Annotated in this window: 24 protein-coding genes; 14 read left to right on the top strand and 10 right to left on the bottom strand. The window is 72.9% G+C overall.

All coding sequences use genetic code 11. The features are described from left to right. Positions 1–8: 8 nt before the first annotated feature. The 3 genes from leuD to O7624_RS09410 all read left to right on the top strand — a co-directional run bounded on the left by leuD (position 9) and on the right by O7624_RS09410 (position 3,464). Positions 9–596: a 3-isopropylmalate dehydratase small subunit gene (gene leuD, locus O7624_RS09420; protein WP_093401740.1), complete on the top strand. Its 588-nt coding sequence runs from the start codon at positions 9–11 to the stop codon at positions 594–596. A gap of 173 nt (positions 597–769) precedes the next feature. Continuing rightward, positions 770–1,375 (top strand): HU family DNA-binding protein, encoded by a 606-nt coding sequence (locus O7624_RS09415; protein ID WP_093401739.1) that lies wholly within the window; start codon positions 770–772, stop codon positions 1,373–1,375. Between the two features lie 151 nt (positions 1,376–1,526). After that, positions 1,527–3,464 carry an endonuclease/exonuclease/phosphatase family protein gene (locus O7624_RS09410; protein WP_282239719.1) on the top strand — a complete coding sequence of 646 codons (1,938 nt, stop codon included), beginning with the start codon at positions 1,527–1,529 and terminating at the stop codon, positions 3,462–3,464. Positions 3,465–3,477: 13 nt separating this feature from the next. Here O7624_RS09410 and O7624_RS09405 read toward each other — a convergent pair whose 3' ends face one another. Genes O7624_RS09405 through cofC form a run of 5 tightly spaced genes read right to left on the bottom strand, consistent with a single transcriptional unit; the run spans position 3,478 to position 9,136 of the window. Next, complete coding sequence (locus O7624_RS09405) at positions 3,478–4,356, bottom strand: NUDIX hydrolase (RefSeq protein WP_282239718.1); 879 nt, start codon at positions 4,354–4,356, stop codon at positions 3,478–3,480. Next, positions 4,344–5,876 (bottom strand): CYTH and CHAD domain-containing protein, encoded by a 1,533-nt coding sequence (locus O7624_RS09400; RefSeq protein ID WP_282239717.1) that lies wholly within the window; start codon positions 5,874–5,876, stop codon positions 4,344–4,346. Before O7624_RS09400 ends, O7624_RS09405 begins: the two co-directional genes overlap by 13 nt. 23 nt (positions 5,877–5,899) lie before the next feature. Next, on the bottom strand, positions 5,900–8,194 hold the full coding sequence (locus tag O7624_RS09395; protein WP_282239715.1) for an RNA degradosome polyphosphate kinase: 2,295 nt from the start codon (positions 8,192–8,194) through the stop codon (positions 5,900–5,902). 53 nt (positions 8,195–8,247) lie between these two features. Further along, entirely contained in the window at positions 8,248–8,445 is a 198-nt protein-coding gene (locus tag O7624_RS09390) for a cold-shock protein (protein WP_093401734.1), read from the bottom strand. A gap of 49 nt (positions 8,446–8,494) precedes the next feature. Next, positions 8,495–9,136: a 2-phospho-L-lactate guanylyltransferase gene (cofC, locus tag O7624_RS09385; protein ID WP_282239714.1), complete on the bottom strand. Its 642-nt coding sequence runs from the start codon at positions 9,134–9,136 to the stop codon at positions 8,495–8,497. 129 nt (positions 9,137–9,265) lie between these two features. Between cofC and O7624_RS09380 the strand changes: the two genes are divergently transcribed. The 5 genes from O7624_RS09380 to O7624_RS09360 all read left to right on the top strand — a co-directional run bounded on the left by O7624_RS09380 (position 9,266) and on the right by O7624_RS09360 (position 14,137). Beyond that, positions 9,266–10,003, top strand: a complete 738-nt coding sequence (locus O7624_RS09380) for a lysophospholipid acyltransferase family protein (RefSeq protein WP_093401732.1) — start codon at positions 9,266–9,268, stop codon at positions 10,001–10,003. 76 nt (positions 10,004–10,079) lie between these two features. Next, positions 10,080–11,078 carry an NAD(P)H-dependent glycerol-3-phosphate dehydrogenase gene (locus O7624_RS09375; RefSeq protein ID WP_282239713.1) on the top strand — a complete coding sequence of 333 codons (999 nt, stop codon included), beginning with the start codon at positions 10,080–10,082 and terminating at the stop codon, positions 11,076–11,078. A gap of 8 nt (positions 11,079–11,086) precedes the next feature. Then, positions 11,087–12,232 carry a cystathionine gamma-lyase gene (locus O7624_RS09370; protein ID WP_282239712.1) on the top strand — a complete coding sequence of 382 codons (1,146 nt, stop codon included), beginning with the start codon at positions 11,087–11,089 and terminating at the stop codon, positions 12,230–12,232. Continuing rightward, complete coding sequence (locus tag O7624_RS09365; protein WP_282239711.1) at positions 12,232–13,053, top strand: putative protein N(5)-glutamine methyltransferase; 822 nt, start codon at positions 12,232–12,234, stop codon at positions 13,051–13,053. The genes O7624_RS09370 and O7624_RS09365 overlap by 1 nt, the downstream gene beginning before the upstream one ends. 37 nt (positions 13,054–13,090) lie before the next feature. After that, the gene (locus tag O7624_RS09360) at positions 13,091–14,137 is read left to right on the top strand and encodes an ROK family protein (protein ID WP_232511032.1); all 1,047 of its coding nucleotides are present in this window, start codon (positions 13,091–13,093) and stop codon (positions 14,135–14,137) included. A gap of 73 nt (positions 14,138–14,210) precedes the next feature. On the opposite strand, the gene O7624_RS09355 is transcribed toward O7624_RS09360, so the two are convergent. Together O7624_RS09355 and O7624_RS09350 are read right to left on the bottom strand one after the other, a co-directional pair. Further along, the gene (locus O7624_RS09355; RefSeq protein ID WP_282239710.1) at positions 14,211–14,411 is read right to left on the bottom strand and encodes a DUF397 domain-containing protein; all 201 of its coding nucleotides are present in this window, start codon (positions 14,409–14,411) and stop codon (positions 14,211–14,213) included. 4 nt (positions 14,412–14,415) lie between these two features. Next, positions 14,416–15,261: a helix-turn-helix transcriptional regulator gene (locus tag O7624_RS09350; RefSeq protein ID WP_093401728.1), complete on the bottom strand. Its 846-nt coding sequence runs from the start codon at positions 15,259–15,261 to the stop codon at positions 14,416–14,418. Positions 15,262–15,536: 275 nt separating this feature from the next. Here O7624_RS09350 and O7624_RS09345 point away from each other — a divergent pair, with 275 nt between their 5' ends. Together O7624_RS09345 and O7624_RS09340 are read left to right on the top strand one after the other, a co-directional pair. Continuing rightward, entirely contained in the window at positions 15,537–15,773 is a 237-nt protein-coding gene (locus O7624_RS09345; RefSeq protein WP_093401727.1) for a hypothetical protein, read from the top strand. A 149-nt stretch (positions 15,774–15,922) separates the two neighbouring features. Continuing rightward, complete coding sequence (locus tag O7624_RS09340; protein WP_282239709.1) at positions 15,923–17,029, top strand: D-alanine--D-alanine ligase family protein; 1,107 nt, start codon at positions 15,923–15,925, stop codon at positions 17,027–17,029. A gap of 28 nt (positions 17,030–17,057) precedes the next feature. Here O7624_RS09340 and O7624_RS09335 read toward each other — a convergent pair whose 3' ends face one another. Both O7624_RS09335 and O7624_RS09330 read right to left on the bottom strand, forming a co-directional pair. Then, complete coding sequence (locus O7624_RS09335) at positions 17,058–17,678, bottom strand: DUF3515 family protein (RefSeq protein WP_093401725.1); 621 nt, start codon at positions 17,676–17,678, stop codon at positions 17,058–17,060. After that, entirely contained in the window at positions 17,679–17,912 is a 234-nt protein-coding gene (locus O7624_RS09330) for an Lrp/AsnC ligand binding domain-containing protein (protein ID WP_013284547.1), read from the bottom strand. A gap of 224 nt (positions 17,913–18,136) precedes the next feature. Between O7624_RS09330 and O7624_RS09325 the strand changes: the two genes are divergently transcribed. Together O7624_RS09325 and O7624_RS09320 are read left to right on the top strand one after the other, a co-directional pair. Beyond that, positions 18,137–19,075, top strand: a complete 939-nt coding sequence (locus O7624_RS09325; RefSeq protein WP_282239708.1) for a thiamine-phosphate kinase — start codon at positions 18,137–18,139, stop codon at positions 19,073–19,075. A gap of 49 nt (positions 19,076–19,124) precedes the next feature. Next, complete coding sequence (locus O7624_RS09320; protein WP_282239707.1) at positions 19,125–19,586, top strand: GNAT family N-acetyltransferase; 462 nt, start codon at positions 19,125–19,127, stop codon at positions 19,584–19,586. Between the two features lie 107 nt (positions 19,587–19,693). Here O7624_RS09320 and rpmB read toward each other — a convergent pair whose 3' ends face one another. After that, the gene (gene rpmB, locus O7624_RS09315) at positions 19,694–19,885 is read right to left on the bottom strand and encodes a 50S ribosomal protein L28 (protein ID WP_093401721.1); all 192 of its coding nucleotides are present in this window, start codon (positions 19,883–19,885) and stop codon (positions 19,694–19,696) included. Between the two features lie 219 nt (positions 19,886–20,104). Here rpmB and O7624_RS09310 point away from each other — a divergent pair, with 219 nt between their 5' ends. Next, positions 20,105–21,706: a DAK2 domain-containing protein gene (locus tag O7624_RS09310; RefSeq protein WP_282239706.1), complete on the top strand. Its 1,602-nt coding sequence runs from the start codon at positions 20,105–20,107 to the stop codon at positions 21,704–21,706. Further along, positions 21,703–23,907: an ATP-dependent DNA helicase RecG gene (gene recG, locus O7624_RS09305; protein ID WP_282239705.1), complete on the top strand. Its 2,205-nt coding sequence runs from the start codon at positions 21,703–21,705 to the stop codon at positions 23,905–23,907. Before O7624_RS09310 ends, recG begins: the two co-directional genes overlap by 4 nt. The last annotated feature ends 32 nt before the right edge of the window (positions 23,908–23,939 follow it).

Raw genomic sequence — 23,939 nt, 5'->3', positions numbered from 1 at the left:
GCTGCGACATGGACAAGTTCACCGTGCACACCGGTACCGCCCTGCCGCTGCGGCGGTCCGACGTGGACACTGACCAGATCATCCCCGCCGTGTACCTCAAGCGGGTGACCCGGACCGGATTCGCCGACGGGCTGTTCAGCGCGTGGCGCGAGGATCCGGCATTCGTGCTCAACGATCAAGCTTATTCGGGAGCGTCGATTCTGGTGGCCGGTCCCGAGTTCGGCACCGGGTCATCGCGGGAGCACGCCGTGTGGGCGTTGCGTGACTACGGCTTCCGAGTGGTGATCTCGCCGCGCTTCGGTGACATCTTCCGCGGCAACGCCCTGAAGGAAGGGCTGCTTCCGGTAGAGCTGGAATTGAAAGCCGTCGAAGAAATCTGGAGCCTGGTCGAGGAGAATCCCACCACCCCGGTGGTCGTCGACCTGACCGCTCGCGAGGTGCGGGTCGACACCGCAACCTGGTCGTTCCCGCTCGACGACTTCAGCCGGTGGCGGCTGATGGAGGGCTTGGACGACATTGGACTCACCCTCCGCCACGAGGACCGGATCAGCGCCTTCGAGGCCGACCGACCGGCCTTCCTGCCCCGGGTCGCGTAGCCCGAACGCCCCGATCCGTAGCCGATTTCGCCCCCACCGGTGCCACCGGTGGGGGCGAATCCGTTACGACACAAGGGCTTTTTTCCGCCGAATGTTTGTGTCCCGCCAGCACAGGGCATACCGTGCGCGCAGAATGGCTCGCGTCGAGTCAGTTGCACAATCAGGAGGAAGTCGTGAACAAGGCCGAGCTCATCGAGGCGCTCGCCGTTCGCCTGGGGGACCGGAAAACGGCGACGGCCGCGCTCGACGCGGTCCTCGCTGAGGTCCAGGCGGCGGTCACCAAGGGCGAGAAGGTGGCGATCACCGGTTTCGGAGCGTTCGAGAAGCGTGTACGGGGCGCGCGAACAGCCCGCAACCCGCGTACGGGGGAGGCAGTGAAGGTCAAGAAGACCTCGGTGCCGACGTTCCGCCCCGGCGCCGGGTTCAAGGAGATGGTGGCCAGCGGCAAGGTGCCGAAGGCCACGGCTGCGGCGAAGAAGACCGCCGGAGCCACCGCCAAGGCCACCGGTGCCAAGGCGACCGCGGCGAAGAAGACGACCGCGGCGAAGAGCACCGCCGCCAAGAAGACCACGGCGAGCAAGACCGCGGCGGCCAAGAAGACCACCGCGACCAAGACGACCGCGAAGGCCGCTCCGGCGAAGAAGGCTGCCACCAAGAAGGCCGCCCCGGCGAAGAAGACCGCCGCGGCGACCAAGGCGACGGCGGCCCGCAAGACCGCAGCGGCCAAGAAGGCACCGGCGAAGAAGGCGCCGGCCAGGAAGGCTGCGACCCGGCGCTGAGCCGGTCGTACGACGAGGGCGCCCGCCGACACGGTGGGCGCCCTCGCCATGTCCACCCCGACGGTCCACCGCCACGGTGGGGAACCGTTGACCGGCCCGGGACCCGGCCAGCAGAATCGCCGCACCACCCCTCGCCGGAAAGAGAACCGCGTTGAGTCAGCGTCGTCTCGGCACCGCCGCCCTGGCCCTGGGAATCGTCGTCCTGACCGACGTGCTGCGGGTCTTCCTGCCCTCGGTCATCACCATCTTCGGTCAGGCCGCCTCGACCCCGGCCGAGCTGCTCGGGGCGTTCGCCGTCGGCTGGTTCGTGCTGGCGCTCGCCGCGCCGGCCCTCGTCGCGCGGGTCGGCCCGGCCACCGTCGGTGTGACTGCGGCGCTGGTGCTCGGTGCCGCCCGGCTCGCCCTCACCGCCGCGCCGGGTGGCCGGGCCCAACTGTGGCTGGCCAGCGCCGGTCTGTTCGCCGGTCTGGTCTGGCTGGCCGCCACCGCCGCCCGGGTCGCGCACCCGCTACCCGGGCTGGTGCTGGGGCTGACCGCGAGCGCGCTGGGCCACGCCCTGCTCGGCACGTACGACCTGGTGTGGTGGGAGCGATGGCCGGCGTGGGTGGCCAGCGTGGCGGTGGTGGCCGCGCTGCTGGCCACCGAGACGGCGCTCGGCCGCGGCCGCAGCGCCACGCTGCCGGTCGACGGTGCCGGCCCGCCGGTCGACGACCATGCCCCGCCGAACCGCCGGGCCTGGCTGCTCGTCGGGCCGGCGCTGCTGCTCGGCGGCATGGTGGCGCTGTCACCCGCGGTCGCGATCAGCGCCATGTCCTACTGGTACGGCGAGGCCGGCACCGCCGCGCCACCACCGTTCGCGTTGGCGCCGCTGGGTGTCGCGGCACCACTGTTCCTGCTCGGTGCGCTGACTCCGGTGCGCCCACGGTGGCGGGCGGTGCCACCGGTGCTGCTGCTCGCCGGGGCTCTGCTGTTCGGCTACGGCCCGCCGACGCTGCTCACCTTCGCCATCCTGGCCAGCGCGGCGGGGCTGGGCGGCTGCCTCGGCCTGGCCGCTGGCGGACCGTCGTCGCAGCGGGCCGTCCGGACCGGCACGGGCCCGGCTTACGCGGTGGTGGGCGGGATGCTCGTCTTCGCCGTCGCCGCGCTGGTGTACTACGCCGCCTACGACCTCGGCTATCCCAACGAGTGGGTGCCGGCCGTGGTGGCCGCCCTGACCGGGGTGGTCGCGATGCGCGGCGTGACCGCGTCCGGCGGGCACCGGCCATCGCCGGGGGAACCCGCGCCAGGGCTTCCCCAGCGGCGGCTCGCGGTGCTGGCCGCCGTCGTCGCCCTCGCCGCCGCCTGGCTGTACGGGCCGTGGCTGGTGGCCAGCAACCGGGGCGGGCCGCCCGAGCGGGTGCGGCTGGTGGCGTACAACATCCGGATGGGCTTCGGCCTCGACGGCCGCCTCGACCTCACCGCCCTGGACCGGGCGGTCGGTCGCGCCGACGTGGTGGTGCTCAGCGAGGTCGACCGGGGTTGGCTGCTCAACGGTGGCCACGACACGCTGGGCCTGCTCGCCGCCCGGCTGGGGATGCCCTACGTCTTCGCGCCCGCCGCCGACCCGCTGTGGGGGGACGCGGTGCTCAGTCGCTGGCCGGTGCAACGGGCGCGTACCCGTCCGCTGCCCCCGGTGGGCGCGCCCACCGGGGCACAGGCGCTCGGCGTCACCGTCGACCTCAGTGCCGGCGTACGCCTGGCCGTGGTGAGCACCCACCTGCAACCGCCGCCCGGTGCGGACCCGGTGGTCCAGGCCCGTGCCGTCGCGGACTTCGCCACCGGGTACGCCGACGGCGCGCCGCTGGTGGTCGCCGGTGACCTCAACACCGAGCCGGGCGATCCGGCCTTCACCGCGTTCACTAGCGCCGGCCTGGTCGACGCGCTCGCCGCCGCCCGCCCGCTGCCGACCAGCCCGGCGGACGATCCGCACGAGCAGATCGACCACGTCTTCGTCTCACCCGACCTGACCGCCGCCGACGCGGCAGCGGTGCCGGGCACCGCCAGCGATCACCTGCCGGTAGCCGTCACCCTCACCCTGCCCGACCGCTGAGAGAGGCAGCCGGTCAGAGGCGGTCGGCGGCGACGAGGCGGTCACCGGTGAAGGCGAGCAGCCAACCGCCGCCCTTGCCGGTGGTCCAGTCGCCGCACCGCCCGGCCAACCGCTCCAGCGCGCCGGGAATCACCTTGCCCTGACTGCACACCGCCGCCGGTTCCCCGGCGGCGGCCAGCGCCGCCAGGCGTGCGGCGGCGGCCAGCACGCACTCGTCGGGCTGCTGGCCGGTGCTCGGCTCGTCCAGGTCGCCGCAGACCTCGATCGGCAGATCCAGCAACGCTGCGGCCGGGTCGAGAGTCTGCACGCACCGGCGAGGCGACGCGGAGAGCAGCCGTGCCGGGCGGACCAGCCCGATCAGCGGTGCCAACGCCTGCGCCTCGGACCAGCCACGGGCGTCCAGCGGCCGCCCGGTGTCCGGGCCGGGCCAGGCCAGCCGCTTGCCGGCGTGGCCGTGCCGCACCAGCACCAGGGCCGCGGTGACCGGCGGCAGCGCCGCGAACGCGGCCAGCACCTCCACGTCGTGCGGATAGCTCACCAGGGTCATCGCGTCGTCCACAGCCAGCCAACGGACCTCGTCGACCTCGGTGTCCGGCTGAAATCCGCCGGTGCCCACCGCCCGCATCGACCAGTAGTCGACCACCTTGAGTCGGCCTTCGCTGCGGTACCGCACCGATGGCAGCCGTAGCTGCGGCGCGGCCTGCGCGTCGGCCTCCTCGGCAACCTCCCGGGCGGCGGCGAGCAACGGATGCTCGCCCGGCTCCAGCTTGCCCTTCGGTAGCGTCCAGTCCCCGTACCGGGGCCGGTGCACCAGGCACACCTCGACGCGGTCGACCCCCGCCGGTCGCCACACCACGCCGCCGGCCGCCCGGATCGCGGTCACGCCAGCCACCGGGTCCGGCGTCGCCGGCTGGCTCGCCGCCAGGCGTACGGGAAGTCGGCGCGTGCCCGCCGCACGGCCGCCCGCTCGCGTTCCAGCAGCCGGCCCGCGGCCACCGCCAACTGATGGTCGTCGGGCCGAGCCTCGGCCACCGCCCGCCAGGTCTCGGCGGCCACCGCCGCGTCCTGGTGCTCACCGAGCAGGTTCTGCACCTTCGTCAACGCCCGGGCCAGCTTCGCCGCGTCGCCGCCGAGCACCGGCGCCACCGCCGTGACCGCCGAGCGGGCCTGCTTGCCCTGCTTGCGTACGGTGTGCCACTGCTCGTCGGGCCCGGCCGGATGCAACATCGCGACGCCGCCGGGCTTCTTCGTCGTGCCGGCCAGCCGTCGCCACGGACGGGCCACGATTCGAGGCAGCACCCGCCGGGCCGGTGCGTCCGACCGGGGCGTGAGTCGCGGCGACCGGGCCGCCAGCACCAGCGCGTCGATCAGGGCGAGGTACCGGGGCGAGCGCAGCGCCTCGTCGACCCCGGTCAGCGCCTCCTCCTGCCAGCCGGCGAGCACGGCGTCCAGCCGGTCGACTGCCGCCGGATCCACCGGGCTCACCGGGTCGACGGCGGCGGTGCGACGCAACCGCTCCCGCAGCACCTCCGTGTCCCGGGCCGGCCCCAGGGCATCCGCCAGCCACTTCAGCTCGGTACGCAGCGGCCGGGCCCACGCGGGGCGGACCAGCGGACCGAAGGTCTTCAGGTCGCTGCGCAACCGCCGGCAGGCCACTCGCATCTGATGCACGGCGGTGTCGTCGTCGCCGACCGGTGCACGCAGCCGGACCAGCGGGTCGTGCGCCAACAGCCGGGCCACCTCGCGGCGTACCGCCTCGGTGACCACCGCCGCGGCGCTCGGATCGGCCGGCAGCTCGTCCGGAGCCACCAGGTCCGGTTCGGCGGTGGCCGCCCGGCCGAGCGCGCGTACGTGCTTGGGGGTGAAGTCGCCACCCTGGGCGCCGGCAGCACGTAGCAGCTCGCTGAGCCGGTCGAGCAGTGCCGTGTCACCGGCCTTGCGCTCGACCTCCACCTCGCGGAAGGCACCTGTGGTGGCACCCTCGGCGTCCAGCACGGTGACCTGGTCGTCGACGACCTCGACCAGCACCAGGCCCGTCTCGTCGACGATCTCCTGAGCGTGCCGGACGGTACGCACCACCGCCGCCGGGGTCAGCGCGGCGCCCCGGTGGTACACCGTGACCAGTTCGACCAGCTCCGCCGGCATCGCGTCGGCGGCGCCCGGGCGGGAGATCTCGTGGCGGAGGCCGGGGCTGCCGGTGGGCAACTTCACCGTCCACGGCACCTCGTCACCCTCGCGGTACCGCAGCGAGACGCCCGCCCGGGCCAGCCGGAGATCCACGGTGTCGTGGTAGGTGGCGATGAGAGTCGCCGGTGCCAGCGCCCGGACGCTCCCCGAGGCCGGCACGGCGGGGGAGAGGTCGGGCAGCAGCCACCCGGTCTCCACCGCGAACTTCCGCTCCTCCTCGACCATCTGCCCAGCCTATTCCGATCCGGTCAGCCGGCCGTGCTGCCGACGCGACGCAGCAGCAGGTGCTGAAGGTGGCTCAGGGGCGCCTCCGGCCGGCCCGTCCGGCGGCTCCAGGTGCCGTCGCCGGCCAGCTCGAACGCGTCCACGTCCGGGCTCATCGCGGCACCGAGCACATGGTCCAGCTCGGCCCGGGCCACCGGGTCGGTGACCTGGACCAGTGCCTCGACCCGCCGATCCAGGTTGCGGTGCATCAGGTCGGCGGAGCCGATCCAGAACTCCGCGTCGCCGTTGTTGCCGAAGCGGAAGACCCGCGAGTGTTCCAGGAAGCGGCCGAGGATCGAGCGCACCCGGATGTTCTCCGACAGCCCGGGTACCCCCGGTCGCAACGTGCACATGCCACGGATGATCAGGTCGACGTGCACACCGGCCTGGGAGGCCCGGTACAGCGCGTCGGTGATCTCCTCGTCGACGAGCGAGTTGACCTTGAACTGGACGAGCCCCGGCATGCCCAGCCGGACGTGGTTGATCTCCCGTTCGATCCGCTCGATCAGGCCGCTGCGAATGCCCTGCGGTGCCACCAGCAGCCGCCGGTACGCGGTCTGCCGGCTGTACCCGGTGAGCACGTTGAACAGGTCGGTCAGGTCGGCACCGATCTCCGGGTCGGCGGTGAGCATGCCGAAGTCCTCGTAGAGCCGGGCGGTCTTCGGGTGGTAGTTGCCGGTGCCGATGTGGCAGTAACGGCGGATCTGGTTGCCCTCCTGGCGTACCACCAGGGCGGTCTTGCAGTGGGTCTTCAGACCGACCAGGCCGTACACCACGTGGCAGCCGGCCCGTTCCAGGGTGCGGGCCCACCCGATGTTCGCCACCTCGTCGAAGCGGGCCTTCAACTCGACGAGCACCACCACCTGCTTGCCGGCGGCGGCGGCGTCGACAAGCGCGTCCACGATCGGTGAGTCGCCGCTGGTGCGGTAGAGCGTCTGCTTGATGGCCAGCACGTTCGGGTCGGCGGCGGCCTGCTCGATGAAGCGTTGCACGCTTGTCGCGAAGGAGTGGTACGGGTGATGCACCAGCACGTCGCCGTCGCGCAGGGTGGCGAAGACGCTGCGCGGCACCTCGCCCTCGGCGAGCCGCGGATGAGTGGCCGGGACGAACGGCGGGTCCTTCAGGTCGGGCCGGTCGGCCTCGCCGTACAGCTGCCACAGCGCGGAGAGATCCAGCAGGCCCCGGACCCGCAGCACGTCCTGGGCGTCCATGTCCAGTTCCCGGACGAGCAGTTCCAGCATGTGGTCGGAGATCGAGGCGGCCACCTCCAGTCGCACCGGCGGGCCGAACCGGCGGCGGGCCAGTTCCCGCTCCAGCGCCTGGAGCAGGTCCTCGTCCCGGTCCTCGTCGACCTCGACCTCGGCGTTGCGGGTGACCCGGAACAGGTGGCACTCGACCACCTGCATGCCGGAGAAGAGCTGACCGAGGTGCACCGAGATGAGGTCTTCCACCGGCAGCATGCGGACCCCGGCCTGGTCCCGGTCGACCCGGACGAACCGGGGCACGTTGTTGGGCACCTTCACCCGGGCGAACAGCTCCGGCCCGCCGTCCGGATCGCGTACCGCGACAGCCAGGTTGAGCGACCGGCCCGAGATGTACGGGAAGGGGTGGGCCGGGTCGACCGCCAGCGGCGTGAGCACCGGGAAGATCTTCTCCCGGAAGTAGGTGCGCAGCCGTTCCCGCTCGGCATCGCCGAGGTCGGACCAGCGCAGCACCCGGATGTCCTCGGCGGCGAGCCTGGGCACCAGGTCGTCGACGTAACAGGCGGCCTGCCGGGCCACCAGCGCGGCGGCCTTCTCGGAGATCAGCGCCAATTGGGTACGCAGGGGCAGCCCGTCGCCGCCCCGCACCGGTAGGCCGGCGGAGAGCCGGCGTTTCAGCCCGGCCACCCGCACCATGTAGAACTCGTCGAGGTTGCTGGCGAAGATGGCCAGGAACTTGGCCCTTTCCAGCAGCGGGTTGTTCTGGTCCTCGGCCAGGTCGAGCACCCGGGCGTTGAAGTCGAGCCAGGACAGCTCCCGGTTGAGGAACCGGTCCTCCGGCAGCGGATGGGTCGGCGTCGGGTCGTCGGCGGACTGCGGCAGGCCCGGTTCCGAGACCGGGTCCAGCACCTCCTCCAGCCCGGCGGAGGCCGCCGCCGGGTCGTTGGCCGGGGCGTCGTCGGGGACCGGGCGGGTGCTCCGGAACCGCCCGTCGGTCCCCCGGGGGCGACCTCCGTTGCGGCTGGTGGTGTCGTCGGTGGCGGCGGGGCTGGGGTGGCGTTCGCGAGGGGTGCTCACCCGCCCATAATCACCCGAACTCGGTTAACGCAAAATGAACTTGCGGCGGGTTGTCAGGACATCGTCGGCAGTGTCACGCGTACGACGTCGCCGGCGGCGTCGGTCTCCACGCGGACCCGCTGGCCGAGGCGGAGCAGGCGCAGCCCGGAGGCGTCGAATGCCCGGGCCGGGAAGGGCAGCTCGGTGCCGTCGTCCAGCAGCAGCAGCCCGCTGCGGGTCGCCGCGTCGAAGGTCGCCACCGTGCCCTGCATGCCAGCACCGTACCGAACCGTGGGGCGCGGTGCGTGAACGCCCGCGCCGTCAGGTCGAGAAGGATTCGGTGAAACAGCCGGCGGTCAGCGCCGCGGTGCGCGGACCCAGCCCGAGCCGCGCCGCGGCGGCCAGGTCGTCGGCGGTGTCCACGTCGCGCCGCAGACTCGGCCAGTCGCCGGTGAGCGGGCGGGCGCCGCTGGCCGCGTGCGCGGCGGCCGAGCCGGCTCCGAAGCGCGGATCCAGGGGTACGCCCGGCGGGGCGGCCAGCAGCACGGTGCCGGTGCCCGGCGTGTCGGCCACGAACCGACGTGTCCCCGGCGGGCCGGTCAGCGCTGCGTGCAGCGCCGCCGCCAGCTCGGCCGGCCGCAGGGCGGGCAGATCGGCGGTGAGTCCGGCCACCCAGCCGGCGACGTCCGCCACGCCGTGCCGGAACGCGGCGTTGAGCCCGGCGTCCGCGACGTCCGGCAAGACCCGGGCACCACTGGACCGGGCCGTGCCGGCGACCTGGGCGTCGTCGGTGACCACCACGATCTCGGCCACCCCGGGGCAGGCCCGCACCGCGGCCAGCGTGTCGGCGGCCAGCGCCAGGGCCAGATCCTGATGGGGTACGCCCGACAGCCCGCCACGCAGCCGGGTCTTCGCGGCTGCCAGGCGTTTGACCGGCACCACCACCGTCCAGGGCTGTGTCACACCTGCCATCCTGCCAGCCGGGCGGCGGTACCCTCACTGGCCGTACCCGGGGCGAGCAGGCATGATTTCGGCTGCGGACCTCACCGGGCTTCTCCGGTGGGCGGGTCGGGGCGGGCACGAGGAGGCACGGTGGGTCGGCGGAGGCTGGGATTCTGGCAATGGTTCGCCGTGGTGCTGGTGAAGCCGGTGATGACCGTCTGGACCCGGCGTACCTGGCGGGGCATGGAGCACCTGGACCAGGACGGTCCCGTGATCATCGTGCCGAACCACATCTCGCACGCCGATCCACTGGTCTCCGCGCACTTCGTCTACGACGCCGGGCGGTGGCCGCAGTTCCTCGGCAAGGCGAGCGTGTTCAAGGTGCCGGTGATCGGCTGGATCCTGCACCGGTGTAAGCAGATTCCGGTCGAGCGGGGCTCGGTCGACGCGGTGAAGTCGCTGGACGCCCTGGTCAAGGCGCTCGACGAGGGCGGAGCCGTGATCATCTACCCGGAGGGCACCACCAGCCGGGAGCCGGACCTGTGGCCGATGAAGGGCAAGACCGGCGCGGCCCGGCTGGCGCTGGCCACCGGCGCCCCGGTGGTGCCGCTGGCGATGTGGGGGCCGGAACGGATCTTCGATCCGCGCCGCGCCCGGATCAACCTGCGCCCCCGGATCCCGGTGACCGTGGTCGCCGGGCCACCGATCGACCTGAGCCGCTGGGCCGGCGCCGCCCCGAGCCGCCAGGTGCTGGAGGAGATGACCGACGTGATCATGCTGCGCCTGCGGGACATGCTCGCCGACATCCGGGGCGGGACACCACCGCCGCTGTGGCAGCGCGCCACCCGCCCGCAGCCCGACCGCCAGCGCCCGGAGACGGCGGCATGAGCGAGCGTAAGCGAGTGAATCATCGATGCTGTGTGGTGGTGCCTCACGGCGGCGCCGACCGTAGGGAGGCGGCGGCGTGAGTGGGCAGGTGGCGGTGCTGGGGGCGGGATCGTGGGGTACGGCGTTCGCGAAGATCCTCGCCGACGCCGGCCGGGAGGTGACGCTCTGGGCGCGGCGACAGTCGATCGCCGACGTGATCCGCGCGGAGCGGCGTAATCCGGAGTACCTGCCCGGGGTGGTGCTGCCGGAGCGGGTCACCGGAACCGGCGACCCCGTCGAGGCGATCAAGGACGCCGAGATGGTGGTGCTCGCGGTGCCGTCGCAGACCCTGCGCGGCAACCTCGCCGAGTGGGTGGAGCACCTGCACCCCGAGGCCACCCTGGTGTCGCTGATGAAGGGCATCGAACTCGGCACCACCAAGCGGATGAGCGAGGTGATCGTCGAGACCGCCGAGGTGGCGGCCGACCGGGTGGTGGTGGTCTCCGGCCCCAACCTGGCACCGGAGATCGCCGCGGAGCAACCCGCTGCCACCGTGGTCGCCTGCACCGATTCCGACCGGGCCACCCTGGTGCAGCGGTCGATCACCACGCCCTACTTCCGCCCGTACACCAACGACGACGTGATCGGCTGTGAGCTGGGCGGGGCGGTCAAGAACGTGATCGCGCTGGCGTACGGCATCGCCACCGCGATGGGCTTCGGGCACAACACCCGGGCGATGCTCGTCACCCGTGGGCTGGCCGAGACCGCCCGGCTCGGGGTGGCCCTCGGCGCGGATCCGCTCACCTTCGCGGGTCTCGCCGGGATGGGTGATCTGGTGGCCTCCTGCTCGTCGCCGTCGGCCCGCAACCGCACCTTCGGCGAGCACCTCGGTCGGGGCGCGTCCCTGGAGGAGGCGCGGGTGGCCACCCGGCAGACCGCCGAGGGGGTCAAGAGCGCGCTGGCGATCCGGGATCTGGCCCGCGCGCACGGGGTGGAGATGCCGATCACCGAGCAGGTCGAGCTGGTCTGCCACGAGGGGGTGGACCCGCGACTGGCGGTCCAGGCCCTGATGAGTCGCACCACGAAGCCGGAGTGAGCAGCACCATGAGCGAGCGTGACGCCCCGCAGTCGCACGACCACCCGCCGACGGGGGACGGCACCCGATGCGTGCACGCCGGCCTGCCCGAGCCCACCCCCGGCGCGCCGTTCCTGCCCGGGCCGGTGTTCGCCGCGCCGTACCATCTCGACCCCTGGCAGGGGCCGGCGGCGTCGCCGAACGGGTACGGGCGTCCGGACAATCCGACCCGGCGGCTGCTGGAGGCCGCGGTCGGTGAGCTCGAGGGCGGTGACTGCCGGGTCTTCGCCAGCGGGCAGGCGGCGATAACCGGGCTGCTGCTGGCGGTGCTGCGGGCCGGCGACACGGTGGTGCTGCCCGCCGACGGGTACTTCCCGGTGCGTGCCTTCGCCACCGACACCCTCGCCGGTAACGGCGTACGGGTGCTGTTCGCACCGACCGTCGGGCCGTACCCGGACCTCGACGGGGTACGGCTGGTGCTGGTGGAGACGCCGGCCAACCCGGGGCTCGACGTCGTGGACCTGCCGGCGCTGGCCGAGCGGGCGCACGCCGCCGGTGCCCTGCTGGCCGTGGACAACACCACCGCCACCCCGCTCGGGCAGCGACCGCTGGACCTCGGCGCCGACGTGGTCGTGGCCTCCGGCACCAAGGCGTTGACCGGGCACTCCGATCTGTTGCTCGGCTACGTGGCCACCCGGTCGTCCGAGCTGCTGTCGACGGTCACCGCCTGGCGTACCGCGACCGGTTCGGTGCCCGGCGCGTTCGACGCCTGGCTGGCCCACCGTTCGTTGGCCACCCTCGATCTGCGCCTGGCCCGGCAGACGGCGAACGCGGCGGCGCTGGCCCGGCTGCTGGCCGACCGCACCGACGTCTCCGGCCTGCGCTGGCCGGGCCTGCCGGAGGACCCGGCGTATCCGGTGGCGACGCGGCAACTGCGCCGGATGCCGGGCGTGCTCTCCTTCGATCTCGGCAGCGCCGACCGGGTCGCCCGCTTCCTCGGCGCGGCCCGGCTGGTCGCCGCAGCGACATCCTTTGGCGGTCTGCACACCACGGCGGACCGGCGGGCGCAGTGGGGCGACGACACCGCACCCGGTTTCGTCCGGCTCTCCTGCGGGGTGGAGGACACCGCCGACCTGGTCGCCGATGTCACGGCCGCGCTGGAGGCAGCCGCCTGATGGGCGCACCGGTCTCCCCGGCCGCGTACGAAGCCCTGGTCGCCCGGTTGCGGCAGGCCGGTTGCGTGTGGGCCGAGGAGGAGGCTCGCCTGCTGATGGCGGCGGGCGGCGGCCCGCAGAGGCTGGCGGGGCTGGTCGACCGGCGGGTCGCCGGTGAGCCGCTGGAGTACCTGTTGGGCTGGGCGGAGTTCTGCGGTGAGCGGATCGACGTCGACCCGGGCGTCTTCGTGCCCCGGGCGCGTACCGCCCTGCTGGTCTCGGCGGCGGCCCGGGTGACCGGACCGGCCGCGAGCGTGGTGGAGCTGTGTTGTGGCTCCGGTGCGATCAGCCGGGTGCTGGCGCGTCGGCTCGCCGCGCCCCGGCTGCTGGCTGCGGTCGACGTGGATCCGGCGGCGGTGGCCTGCGCGCGGCGGAACCTGGCCGCCGTGGGTGCGCCGGTCTTCGTCGGTGACCTCTTCGATCCATTACCGGTGGCCTGGCGCGGTCGCCTCGACCTGGTGGTGGCCAACGCCCCGTACGTGCCGACGGCGGCGATGGCGCTGCTGCCCCCGGAGGCGCGCCGGTACGAATCCGCCGTGGCGCTCGACGGTGGGCCCGACGGGCTGGACGTGCTGCGCCGGCTGGCCGCTGCCGCGCCGGACTGGCTCGCGCCCGGCGGGCACCTGGTGGTGGAGGTCGGCCAGGGGCAGGTCGACCGGTTCCGGGCGGTGCTGACCGAGGTCGGACTGGCACCGTCGGTGGTACGCGACGAAGCCTCCGACGCCATCGCGATGCTGGGTCGATACCCGGACGACGTGGCGGGCGGGCGGTACGAGAACTAGCCTCACGTCAGGTGTGACGGCGGGAGGCGGAACTCGGGTGGACAGCGCAACGGTGGTCGTCGGGATCGACAACGGTGGCACGACCAACAACGCCACCGTGCTCACGCTCGACGGACGATTCCTGGTCGACCGCCTGGTGGAGACGCCGAGCCGGGTGCAGGAGGGCCCGGAGGCGGCGGTGGCGGCGATGGCGGACGCCTTCGACGGCGTGCTGGCCCTCACCGGGGTACCCCGCGAACAGGTCGGTGCGGTCGGTCTGGACACGCCCGGTCCGGCCAGTGCCAGCGGCGTCATCTCGTCGAAGGGCTCCACGAACTTCTCCCAGCCGGCCTGGCGCGGCTATGACGTGCGGGGCGCCCTCGAACGTCGGCTCGGGCTACCGGTGGTCTACCACAACGACGGCAACGCCGCTGCGCTCTATGCCCATCACGTCCACTTCGGGGCCGACGCGATGCGGCGCTCGTCGGTGTCGGCGATCGTCGGCACCGGACTCGGTGGCGGCCTGGTCGAGCACGGCCGGGTGATCTCCGGCGCGGCGGGAATGGCCGGCGAGTTGGGGCATGTGCATATTCCGATGAATACCGTGCTGGCGCCGGGCCAACCGGTGCCGATCTGCGCCTGCGGCTTCGCCGGTGACGTCGAGAGCGTCGTGTCGTTGACCGCGATCGAGCACAACCTGTTGCCGTACTGGTTGACCCGCTTTCCGGGGCATCCGCTGATCGGCGAGTCGCCGGAGCGCGCGGCGAAGCTGGTACGCGGCTACGGCGAGCGGGGCGACGAACTGGCCCGGGAAGTCTTCGCCCAGCAGGCGAGGGCGCTCGCCGCGCTGTTCACCATCGCGTCGAACTTCACCGATCCGCACGCGTACTTCGTCGGTGGTGGGGTGGTGGAGACGGACGCGGCGTTCCGCGACTGGTTCCTGGCCGCCGTGCGCGAGCACACCCTGCTCCGGGCGGAGCAGGCCGCGCTGGCCACCTTCGCGCTGGTGCCGGACCGTGACATGGCTGGCGCGCGGGGCGTGGCGCTGGCGGCGCTGGAGGCGGTCCGTGCGCTGCCGTCGCCGCCACCGCTGGTCGGCGACTAGACGGAGGGGCTGACCGGGCCGGCGGTGCCCTTACCGGCCCGGTCAGCGGCTCTGGGGTGCGGTCCTCCGCGGCTCAGCGGGTCGGCGGCGCCTGGGCGAAGGCGGTCCACGCCGACGGCCGGAAGATCAGCAGCGGGCCGTGCGGATCCTTGGAGTCGCGTACGGCGACAGTGCCGGGGACGACCGCCATCTCGACGCAGGCGCCCTCGTCGCCGCTGTGGCTGCTCTTGCGCCAGCCCGTCACGGTCACCGCGGCGTTGGTCGTCGGTGTCATCGCATTACCGTCCCTTCAGGAGTTTGAAGATTGCCTCGCGGCTGTCCGTCGGGCTGAGCGCGACGGTGCGCAGGTGCTCCATGATCTTGGTGCAGGTACGCAGGTCGCCGGGACGGTCGAGGATCATCTGCCCGGCGACCGTCTCCACGGAGGCGATGATCGGGTCCTCCGGGTCGGCGAATTCGAGGATGTGCAGGGAGCCCCGGGTGCCCCGGTGGTAGCCGGCGACCAGCGGGATCACCTGGACGGTGATGTTCGGTAGCTCGCTCATCTTGAGCAGGTGGCTCAGCTGACCCTGTTGCGCGGAGTCGTCACCCACCGGACGAAGCAGCGCGGCCTCGTCGAGAATCGCGTCGAAGATCGGCGGGTCCTCCTCGAAGATCCGCTGTTGCCGGTCCAGCCGCATGCGCACCCGCTCCTCGACGTCGTTGTCGCTGAGGGTGTGTGGCCCGCCCCGCATCACGCCGCGGATATAGTCGGCGGTCTGCAACAGCCCGGGCACCACCGACGGCTCGAAATTCGCGATGGCGACGGCCTCGGCCTCCAGCGCGATGAAGTCGATGGTGCGCCGGTCGAGCAGGTACGAATAGGACACCCACCAGCCGGGCTTGCGCGCGTCCTTGGCGAGTTGGACGGCGGCCGCGACCTCGTCCGCGCCGACTCCGTAGAGGGTGAGCAGCGCGCGCACGGTGGCCGGGTTGACCAGGGTCTGCGCGTTCTCGTAGCGGGAGAGCGTGCTGCGGGTGCTGTTGATCTCGTCGGCCGCGGTCTCCAGGGTGAGGCCGGCGGCCTCCCGATGGTGGCGCAGGGCGATGCCCAATCGACGGGCACGTGCGGTCTTCGGAGCCATGTATAGATGGTCGCACGTATTTGGGAAGCTGTACATGAGAGAACGCCAGTGAGAGTTGCATTCATGCCCATGGAGCTGTCAATCTGTTAGCGCGTCCTCACCGCCGGTTGTCGTGGCGACGGTGGTGGTGAGCGACCGGAGGGGATGAGGCGCGCGGCGGTCGGGTTTTCCCCCGTACCCGACCGCCGCGTGCCACGCCAGGAGGTCGGCTACCGGAAGGGAATCGACGTGCAGACTGGTCAGCGGGTTTTCGGCGAGCGCCGGGACGGCCGGCGATGACACGTTTCCTGGTGGTGCTGACCGACGTCCGCCCGTACGAGGTGGATGGTCGTAACGAGCGGCTGGCCCCGGAGCGTCGCCGCCAGGTGGTCGGCGCGAACAGTCGCGAGGCCGCCGATCGGATCGCCGGCGCCTTCATGGCGCTCGGCATGGTGCGGGCCGGCCGGCAGCGGGTCAAGGTGCTCGCCATCGGCCGCCGGCACGCGTACGGCGAGCGTGAGCTGGCCGGCTGACCTCGGTCGCCCGATCACGTTCCGTATATGGCTTGTTGACCGCTTGCGGCCGTTTCGCGTTCCCGCAGGGTATCGGCTACCCCCATCCGCCACGCACAGTAAGGTCATCCGGGAGAGCGCCAGCAGTGCGTCCCGGAAAGGTGATCACAGTGACCACCCCAGGCAAGACCCGCGTGGCGATCGTCTTCGGCGGCCGCAGCCCGGAACACGGCATCTCGTGCGTCAGCGCCGGCAGCGTGCTCGGCGCGCTGGATCCGGACGAGTTCGAGGTGGTGCCGGTCGGTATCACCCGGGCCGGCCAGTGGGTGCTCACCAACGGCGACCCCGGTCAGTTGGCGATCAACGCCCGTCGGCTGCCGGAGATCACTGCGGAGTCCGGCACGGACATCGTGCTGCGCACCGACCCCACCGGCGGCGGGCTGCTCGTGCTCGACCCGACCGAAGGGCCCCGGGCGCTCGCCGACGTGGACGTGGTCTTCCCCGTGCTGCACGGCGCCTACGGTGAGGACGGCACCATCCAGGGCATGCTGGAGATGGCCGGCATCCCGTACGTCGGGGCGAAGGTCTTCGCCTCGGCCGCCGCGATGGACAAGGAGTTCACCAAGAAGCTCTGCGCCGCCGAGGGCATTCCGGTCGGTCCGTACGCGGTGCTGCGCAGCGGAACCACGCTTAGCGAGGCGGACAAGCAGCGGCTGGGCCTGCCGGTCTTCGTCAAGCCCTCCCGGGCCGGCTCGTCCTTCGGCATCACCAAGGTCAACGACTGGGCCGACCTGGACACGGCCCTCGCCACCGCCCGGGAGATCGACAGCAAGGTCCTGGTCGAGGGCGCCATCGTCGGCCGGGAGATCGAGTGCGGCGTGCTGGAGGGCGAGGCCGGCGGCGCGCCGGAGGCGTCCGTGCTGGCCGAGGTCCGGGTGGTCGGCGACTACGACTTCTACGACTTCGAGGCCAAGTACATCGACGCGGAGTCCGCCTGCGAGTACGACATCCCGGCCGACCTGCCGGAGCGGGTCACCCGGCAGGTGCGCGACTACGCCGTACGCGCCTTCACCGCGCTCGACTGCGCCGGCCTGGCCCGGGTCGACTTCTTCGTCACGCCCGACCTCCACGTCTACCTCAACGAGATCAACACGATGCCCGGCTTCACGCCGACGTCGATGTTCCCCCGGATGTGGGCGGCGGCCGGCCTGGAGTACCCGAAGCTGGTCGACCGGCTCATCCGCACCGCGTTGACCAGGGGGCCGGGGCAGCACTGAGCCTCCACCCCGGCTCTGATCCGCTGCGTCAGGAGGTGCAGCCGGACGGTGCCGTGCCGGACGACCGGATCGACTCGACGATCGTGGCGGAGACCGGGGAGGCCCACTGCAACGCCTCGCCGTAGAAGTGCGGCACCCGCAGGGTCACCGCGGTCTCCCGGTCGACGGTGGTCAGCTCCGTCACGTCGGGCCCCTCCACCGCGTACCAGCAGACCGAGTTGACCAGGTAGAGGTGGTCGTCGGGCTTCACCTCCGGCTCATCGCCACCGCAGGCCACGGTGAGCGCCGGGTCGCCGTACGCGGCGTTCTGCTCCGGCCCGGCGCTAACCGGCCGCTGCGGCAGGTCGCGGATCGAGTCGGGCAGCTGGGACAGCAGGGCGCGGCAGACGACGGTCGGGCGCTCGCCAAGCTGAGGGGCGGCCATCTCGACCGGCGCCGTGGAGACCGGAGCGGGCGTGGTCGCCGACGGCTGCGGCGCGGCGGCCGGCTCCTCCGGCGAGAGGTTGCCCAGCGCGAGCGCACCCACCAGCAGGGCCACCGGCACCGCCACCGCCGTGGCGATCAGCGCCGCGCTGCGGTTGGTGCGGTCGGGTGCCTCAGCGCCCGGGCGGTCAGCCTGGGCGACGGGGGATTCAGCGTGCTCGTCCACTTACAGGCGCACCACCGAACACGTGAGGGTGCGGGTGATGCCGGGCACCATCTGCACCTTGCTGACAATTAGTTTTCCGAGCTCGTCGACGGTGTTCGCCTCGGTGAGCACGACCACGTCGTACGGCCCGGTGACCGCGTCGACGCGGACCACGCCGGCGAGATCAGCGATGAGACCGGCCACGTCACGTGCCCGGCCGACCTCTGTCTGGATGAGGATGTACGCCTGTACCACGACTCGACCTCCCTCCGTCGCCGCCTGCCAGGCGGCCCGAAGGGAGAAAGTACCTTACGGACCAGGGCAGACCCCGATCGGTGGCCAAGGAGAAGCAGTGAGCGAGCGCAGCGAGCGAACCATCAGGTTCAGGGCGGTGGTGTCTCACGGTGGCACGCAGCGCAGCGGAGTGCCGTCGTGAGCGAGCGCAGCGAGCGAGCCATCAGGTTCAGGGCGGTGTCGTCGTGAGTGTCGCGGGTGTCGGCGAGTTCGGGCTTATCGACCGGGTCACGGCCCGGCTGTCGTACGGCCCGACGGTGCTGCTCGGCCCCGGTGACGACGCCGCGGTGGTCGCCGCGCCGGACGCCCGGGTGGTCGCCACCACCGACGTGCTGGTCGAGGGGCGGCACTTCCGCCGGGACTGGGCCGGCCCGCACGACATCGGCCGCCGGGCGGCGGCGGCGAACCTCGCCGACGTGGCGGCCATGGGCGCGGAGCCGACCGCCCTGCTGGTGGCGCTCTGCGTACCGGAGGACGTCGACACCGGCTGGCTGGAGCAACTTGCCGACGGGCTCGGTGCCGAGGCGGCCGGTGTCGGGGCCAGTGTGGTGGGCGGGGACATGTCGGCCAGCCCCACGCTGACCATCGCGGTCACCGCGCTCGGCAACCTGGGCGGTCGGTCACCGGTGACCCGGACCGGTGCCCGCCCCGGTGACCTGCTCGCCCTGGCCGGTCGCACCGGGTACGCGGCGGCCGGATTCACCGTGCTCTCCCGTGGCTTCCGGACGCCCCGGCTGCTGGTCGAGGCGTACCGGCGACCGGAGGTGCCCTACCCGGCCGGGCCGCAGGCCGCCCGGCTCGGCGCCACCGCCATGATCGACGTCTCGGACGGGCTGCTCGCCGACCTCGGGCACGTGGCGAAGGCCAGCGGGGTGGCCATCGACATCGCCCGGGACGCCTTCGAGGTGCCGCCGCAGATGCGTGACGCCGCGCAGGCGCTCGGCGTCGACCCGTACGCCTGGCTGTTGGCCGGTGGCGACGACCATGCGCTCGCCGCGACCTTTCCCCCGGCGACGGCCCTGCCCCCGGGCTGGCGGGCGATCGGCCGGGTAGCCGTGGGCTCCGGTGTGACGGTGGACGGCCTACCGCTCGACGGGCCGGCCGGATGGGACCATTTTCGCTGACCGCAGGCCACCCCGCAGGGCGCGGCCGGCCGCGTCGTACCCTGCACGGGTGCACGAGATCGAGATCCACACGGTGCCGTTCGACTCGCCGGAAGCCCAGCGGTTGATCACCGCGACCCTGGCTGACCTGAGCGCCCGCTACGGCGGAAGCGGCGACGAGACCCCGGTCGACGCGCGCGAGTTCGTGCCGCCGGCCGGGGCGTTCCTGGTCGCCCGGATCGACGGGCAGCCGGTGGGCTGCGGCGGCTGGCGCAGCCACGGCGAGGAGACCGCCGAGGTGAAGCGGATGTACACCGCGCCGCAGGCCCGGGGGCGGGGCGTGGCCCGCACTGTGCTGGCGGCAATCGAACGCTCGGCCCGTGAGCACGGGCGCCGACGGATCATCCTGGAGTGCGGTGACCGGCAGCCCGAGGCGATCGCGTTGTACAAGGCGGCCGGCTACGAGCGGATCCCCAACTTCGGCTTCTACGCCGACGAGCCCGGCTGCCTGTCGTTCGGTCGCACGCTCTGAGCATCCCGCTCGCCGCGCACCCGACACCGGCCTGCGGACACGACAAAACCGGCGGGCCCGCTGAGGCCCGCCGGTGCTGACAGTCGTGATGTTCCGGTGCTACCGCGTCAGGCGCGGGCGACCTTGCCGGCCTTGATGCAGGACGTGCAGACCTTCAACTTCTTGGTCGTGCCGCCACCGGCCGGGGTGCGCACCGACTGGATGTTCGGGTTCCAGCGGCGGTTGGTCCGCCGGTGCGAGTGGGACACGTTGTGGCCGAAGCCCGGCCCCTTGCCACAGACGTCACACACGCTAGCCACGGGATACTCCTGGGATTGAAACGTTCATGAGGTCGGCACCAGGCGCAGCCCGGGCAACCTGGCCAGGGTACCCGATGCGGAAGTCGCCTGCCCAACCGGGCTCGGCCACCGCGACGGCGCAGCAGGCGATGCGGACGGCAGCGCGCCCGCGAAACCCTGATCTGGGCCGGACCCGCCCGGTGTCGGGCGAGTGTCAGCGTACGCCAGTAGGCTGCCACCGTGCTGGACACCCTCGACGCCGCCGCCGTGCGCCGCTGGTGCGCCAGCGGCCTGGCCGCGCTCAAGCGGCACCAGGGTGAGATCGACGAGCTGAACGTCTACCCGGTGCCCGACGGTGACACCGGCACCAACCTGGTGCTCACCCTCACCTCCGCGCAGCAGGCGCTGGCGATGGATCTCGACACCCACGCCGACGGCATGTCGACCGCCCACGGGCACGCGTTGCGCCTGATGGCCCGGGGTGCCCTGCTCGGCGCGCGGGGCAACTCCGGGGTGATCCTGTCGCAGATCCTGCGGGGTCTCGCCGACACCCTGGCCGCCGTCCCGCAGGTGCGGGGCCGGGAGCTGGCCGCAGCTCTGCGGGAGGCCACCGACGCGGCGTACACGGCGGTGTCCCGCCCGGTCGAGGGCACTCTGCTCTCCGTCGTCTCGGCCGCCGCCGACGCGGCCGAGCAGGCTGGCAGCGACGAGCTGCGCGTGGTGGCCCGGGCCGCGGCAAACGCGGCGGCCGGCGCGCTGGCCCGCACCCCCGAGCAGTTGCCGGCGCTGGCCCGGGCGGGGGTGGTCGACGCCGGTGGGCAGGGGCTGTGCCTGCTGCTCGACGCCCTCGTCGAGGTGGTCACGGGGGAGAACCCGGTGCGGCCGGCGCCCAGTCCTCCGCTGGTGCGCCCGCCGGTCACCGTCGCCCGGGAGACCGGCTCGGCCGAGTACGCCTACGAGGTGCAGTTCCTGCTCGACGCCGAGCCCGCCGCGGTGGAGCGGATGCGGGAGACCCTGCTCACCATCGGCGACTCCCTGGTGGTCGTCGGCGACCAGGGCACCTGGCAGGTCCACGTGCACGTCAACGACGTCGGCGCGGCGATCGAGGCGGGTGTGGTGGCCGGCCGCCCGCACCAGATCGCGGTGACCCGCTTCGTCGACCATCCGGAGCCCGTACCGCCCCGGTTGCCCGACGGGCGGGCCGCCGTGGTGGTGGCCGCCGGCGCCGGGATCGCCGAGCTGCTCGCCGCCGAGGGCGCGGTGGTGGTGCCTGGCAACCCCTCGACCGGTGAACTGCTCGACGCGGTACGCGCCACCGGCGCGGCCCGGGTGGTGGTGCTGCCCAACGACCCGGACGCGCAGGCGGTGGCCAACCAGGTCACCGAGGAGGCGCACCGGCTGGGGGTGGAGGTGGCGGTGGTGCCGACCCGGTCACCGGTGCAGGCGCTGGCGGCGCTCGCCGTGCGCGATCCGCAGCGCCGCTTCGCCGACGACGTGATCGCGATGGCCGAGGCCGCCGGCGCCTGCCGGTACGCCGAGGTGTGCCGGGCCGGCCGCGAGGCGCTCACCGTCGCCGGCCCGTGCCGCGCCGGTGACGTGCTCGCCCTGGTCGAGGGCGAGGTGAATCTGATCGGCGCCGACCTGGTGGACACCTCCGTCGCGCTTGTCGACCGGATGCTCGGCGGTGGCGGCGAGCTGGTCACCCTGCTCGTCGGGGCCGACGCGCCCGACGGGCTGGTCGAGGCGGTGCGCGCGCACCTCACGGCGCGCTGGCCGTTCGTGGAGGTGCAGGTGTATCCGGGCGGGCAACCACACCATCCCCTGCTGGTCGGTGTCGAATGACCGCCGATCCGTCCGACCTGGACACGCCGCTGAAGAAGCTGGTCGGGGAGAAGACCGCCAAGGCCTTGGCCGGCCACCTCGACCTGCACACCGCGGGTGATCTCATCTACCACTTCCCCCGCCGCTACGACGAGCGTGGCGAGCACACCGACATCCGCGCGTTGGACGTCGGCGAGCAGGTCACCGTGCTGGCCCAGGTGCAGCGCACCGCCGTACGCCCGATGCGGCAGCGGCGGGGCAATCTGCTGGAGGTGACCGTCGGCGACGGCTCCGGCGGCAGCCTCACCCTCACCTTCTTCGGCAACCAGGCGTGGCGCGAACGCGAACTGCGGCCCGGCCGGTGGGGACTGTTCGCCGGAAAGGTCACCGAGTTCCGGGGCCGGCGGCAGCTCAACGGGCCGGAGTACGTCCTGCTGGGGGAGCAGACCGACACCGAGGCGGCGGCCAGCGAGCAGATCGAGGAGTTCGCCGGTGCGCTCATTCCGGTCTACCCGGCCGCTGCGGCGGTGCCCACCTGGGTGATCGCCCGCTGCGTACGGGTGGTGCTGGACACGGTGGCCCCGCCGGACGATCCGTTGCCGGCGACGGTACGGGCCAGCCGGAACCTGGTCGGTCTGGGCACCGCCCTCCGGGAGATCCATCGGCCGTCCAGCCGGGAGGAGCTGTACCGGGCCCGTCGGCGGCTGAAGTGGGACGAGGCGTTCGCCGTGCAGGTGACCCTGGTCCGGCGCAAGCGGGACGCCGCCGCGTCCCCCGCGCGTCCCCGGCCCGGGCGGTCGGGCGGTCTGCTCGACGCGTTCGACGCCCGGCTGCCGTACGAGCTGACCGCCGGCCAACGTGACGTCGGCGTGGAGATCGCCGCCGACCTCGCCACCGGTCATCCGATGCACCGCCTGTTGCAGGGCGAGGTCGGCTCCGGCAAGACAGTGGTGGCGCTGCGGGCGATGCTCCAGGTGGTCGACGCGGGCGGGCAGGCCGCGCTGCTGGCCCCGACCGAGGTGCTCGCCGCCCAGCATCACCGGGGCATGCTCGACCTGCTCGGCCCGCTCGCCCAGGCCGGCGAGCTGGGTGCCGCCGAGCACGCCACCCGGGTGGAACTGGTCACCGGCTCGCTGGGCGCGGCGGCCCGGCGTCGGGCGCTGGCCGAGGTCGCCAGCGGCGCAGCCGGCATCGTGCTCGGCACCCACGCCCTGCTCTACGAGGGGGTCGACTTCGCCGATCTCGGTCTGGTCGTGGTCGACGAGCAGCACCGGTTCGGCGTCGAGCAGCGGGACGCGTTGCGGGCCAAGGCGGATCAGCCGCCGCACGTACTGGTGATGACCGCCACCCCGATCCCTCGTACGGTGGCCATGACGGTCTACGGCGACCTGGAGATCTCCACCCTGTCCCAACTGCCGCGCGGTCGTTCACCTATCGCCTCGCACGTCGTACCGGCTGCGGAGAAGCCGGCCTTTCTCGACCGGGCCTGGCGTCGGCTGCGTGAGGAGGTGGCCGCCGGCCACCAGGCGTACGTGGTCTGCCCCCGGATCGGAGATTCGACGTCCGGGGCCGAGGAGGAGCCGCCGACGGTCGACGACTCGGAACGGCGGCCACCGCTGGCGGTGACCGAGGTCGCGCCGTTGCTGGCCGACGGGCCGTTGCACGGTCTGCGGATCGGGGTCCTGCACGGCCGGCTGCCGGCCGACGAGAAGGACGCGGTGATGCGGTCCTTCGCCGCCGGTGAGCTGGACGTGCTGGTGGCCACCACGGTGGTCGAGGTGGGGGTGGACGTACCCAACGCGACGATGATGGTGGTGCTGGACGCGGACCGGTTCGGCGTCTCGCAACTGCACCAGTTGCGTGGCCGGGTGGGCCGGGGCAGCGCGCCCGGGCTCTGTCTGCTGGTGAGCGAGGCGGCCGAGGGCAGCGGGGCACGGGAGCGGCTGGACGCGGTCGCCTCCACCACGGACGGTTTCAAGCTCGCCGAGCTGGACCTGGAACAGCGGCGGGAGGGGGACGTCCTGGGTGCCACCCAGTCCGGCCGTCGTTCGCACCTGCGCCTGCTGTCGTTGCTGCGCGACGCGGACCTGATCCGGGACGCGCGGGCGGAGGCCATCGCGTTGGTCGAGGAGGATCCGGAGCTGACCCGGCATCCGGCGCTCGCCGCCTCGGTGGCCGCGCTTGTCGACGCCGACCGCGCCGAGTACCTCGAAAAGGGCTGACCGAGCCGCTGGCCCCGCCGATCCCCGCGCGC

This window comes from Verrucosispora sp. WMMD1129, from assembly GCF_029581255.1.
GTDB lineage: Bacteria > Actinomycetota > Actinomycetes > Mycobacteriales > Micromonosporaceae > Micromonospora > Micromonospora sediminimaris.
The sequence above is the reverse complement of the archived record's forward strand: the minus strand, read 5'-3'. Positions and strand labels throughout refer to the sequence as shown.

Coding starts and splice junctions, on each gene's coding strand:
- O7624_RS09400 (WP_282239717.1), bottom strand. CDS start 5,876: ATGGTCGAGGAGGAGCGGAAGTTCGCGGTGGAGACCGGGTGGCTGCTG.
- leuD (WP_093401740.1), top strand. CDS start 9: ATGGACAAGTTCACCGTGCACACCGGTACCGCCCTGCCGCTGCGGCGG.
- O7624_RS09365 (WP_282239711.1), top strand. CDS start 12,232: ATGGGCGCACCGGTCTCCCCGGCCGCGTACGAAGCCCTGGTCGCCCGG.
- O7624_RS09345 (WP_093401727.1), top strand. CDS start 15,537: ATGACACGTTTCCTGGTGGTGCTGACCGACGTCCGCCCGTACGAGGTG.
- O7624_RS09370 (WP_282239712.1), top strand. CDS start 11,087: ATGAGCGAGCGTGACGCCCCGCAGTCGCACGACCACCCGCCGACGGGG.
- O7624_RS09350 (WP_093401728.1), bottom strand. CDS start 15,261: ATGGCTCCGAAGACCGCACGTGCCCGTCGATTGGGCATCGCCCTGCGC.
- O7624_RS09355 (WP_282239710.1), bottom strand. CDS start 14,411: ATGACACCGACGACCAACGCCGCGGTGACCGTGACGGGCTGGCGCAAG.
- recG (WP_282239705.1), top strand. CDS start 21,703: ATGACCGCCGATCCGTCCGACCTGGACACGCCGCTGAAGAAGCTGGTC.
- O7624_RS09390 (WP_093401734.1), bottom strand. CDS start 8,445: ATGCAGGGCACGGTGGCGACCTTCGACGCGGCGACCCGCAGCGGGCTG.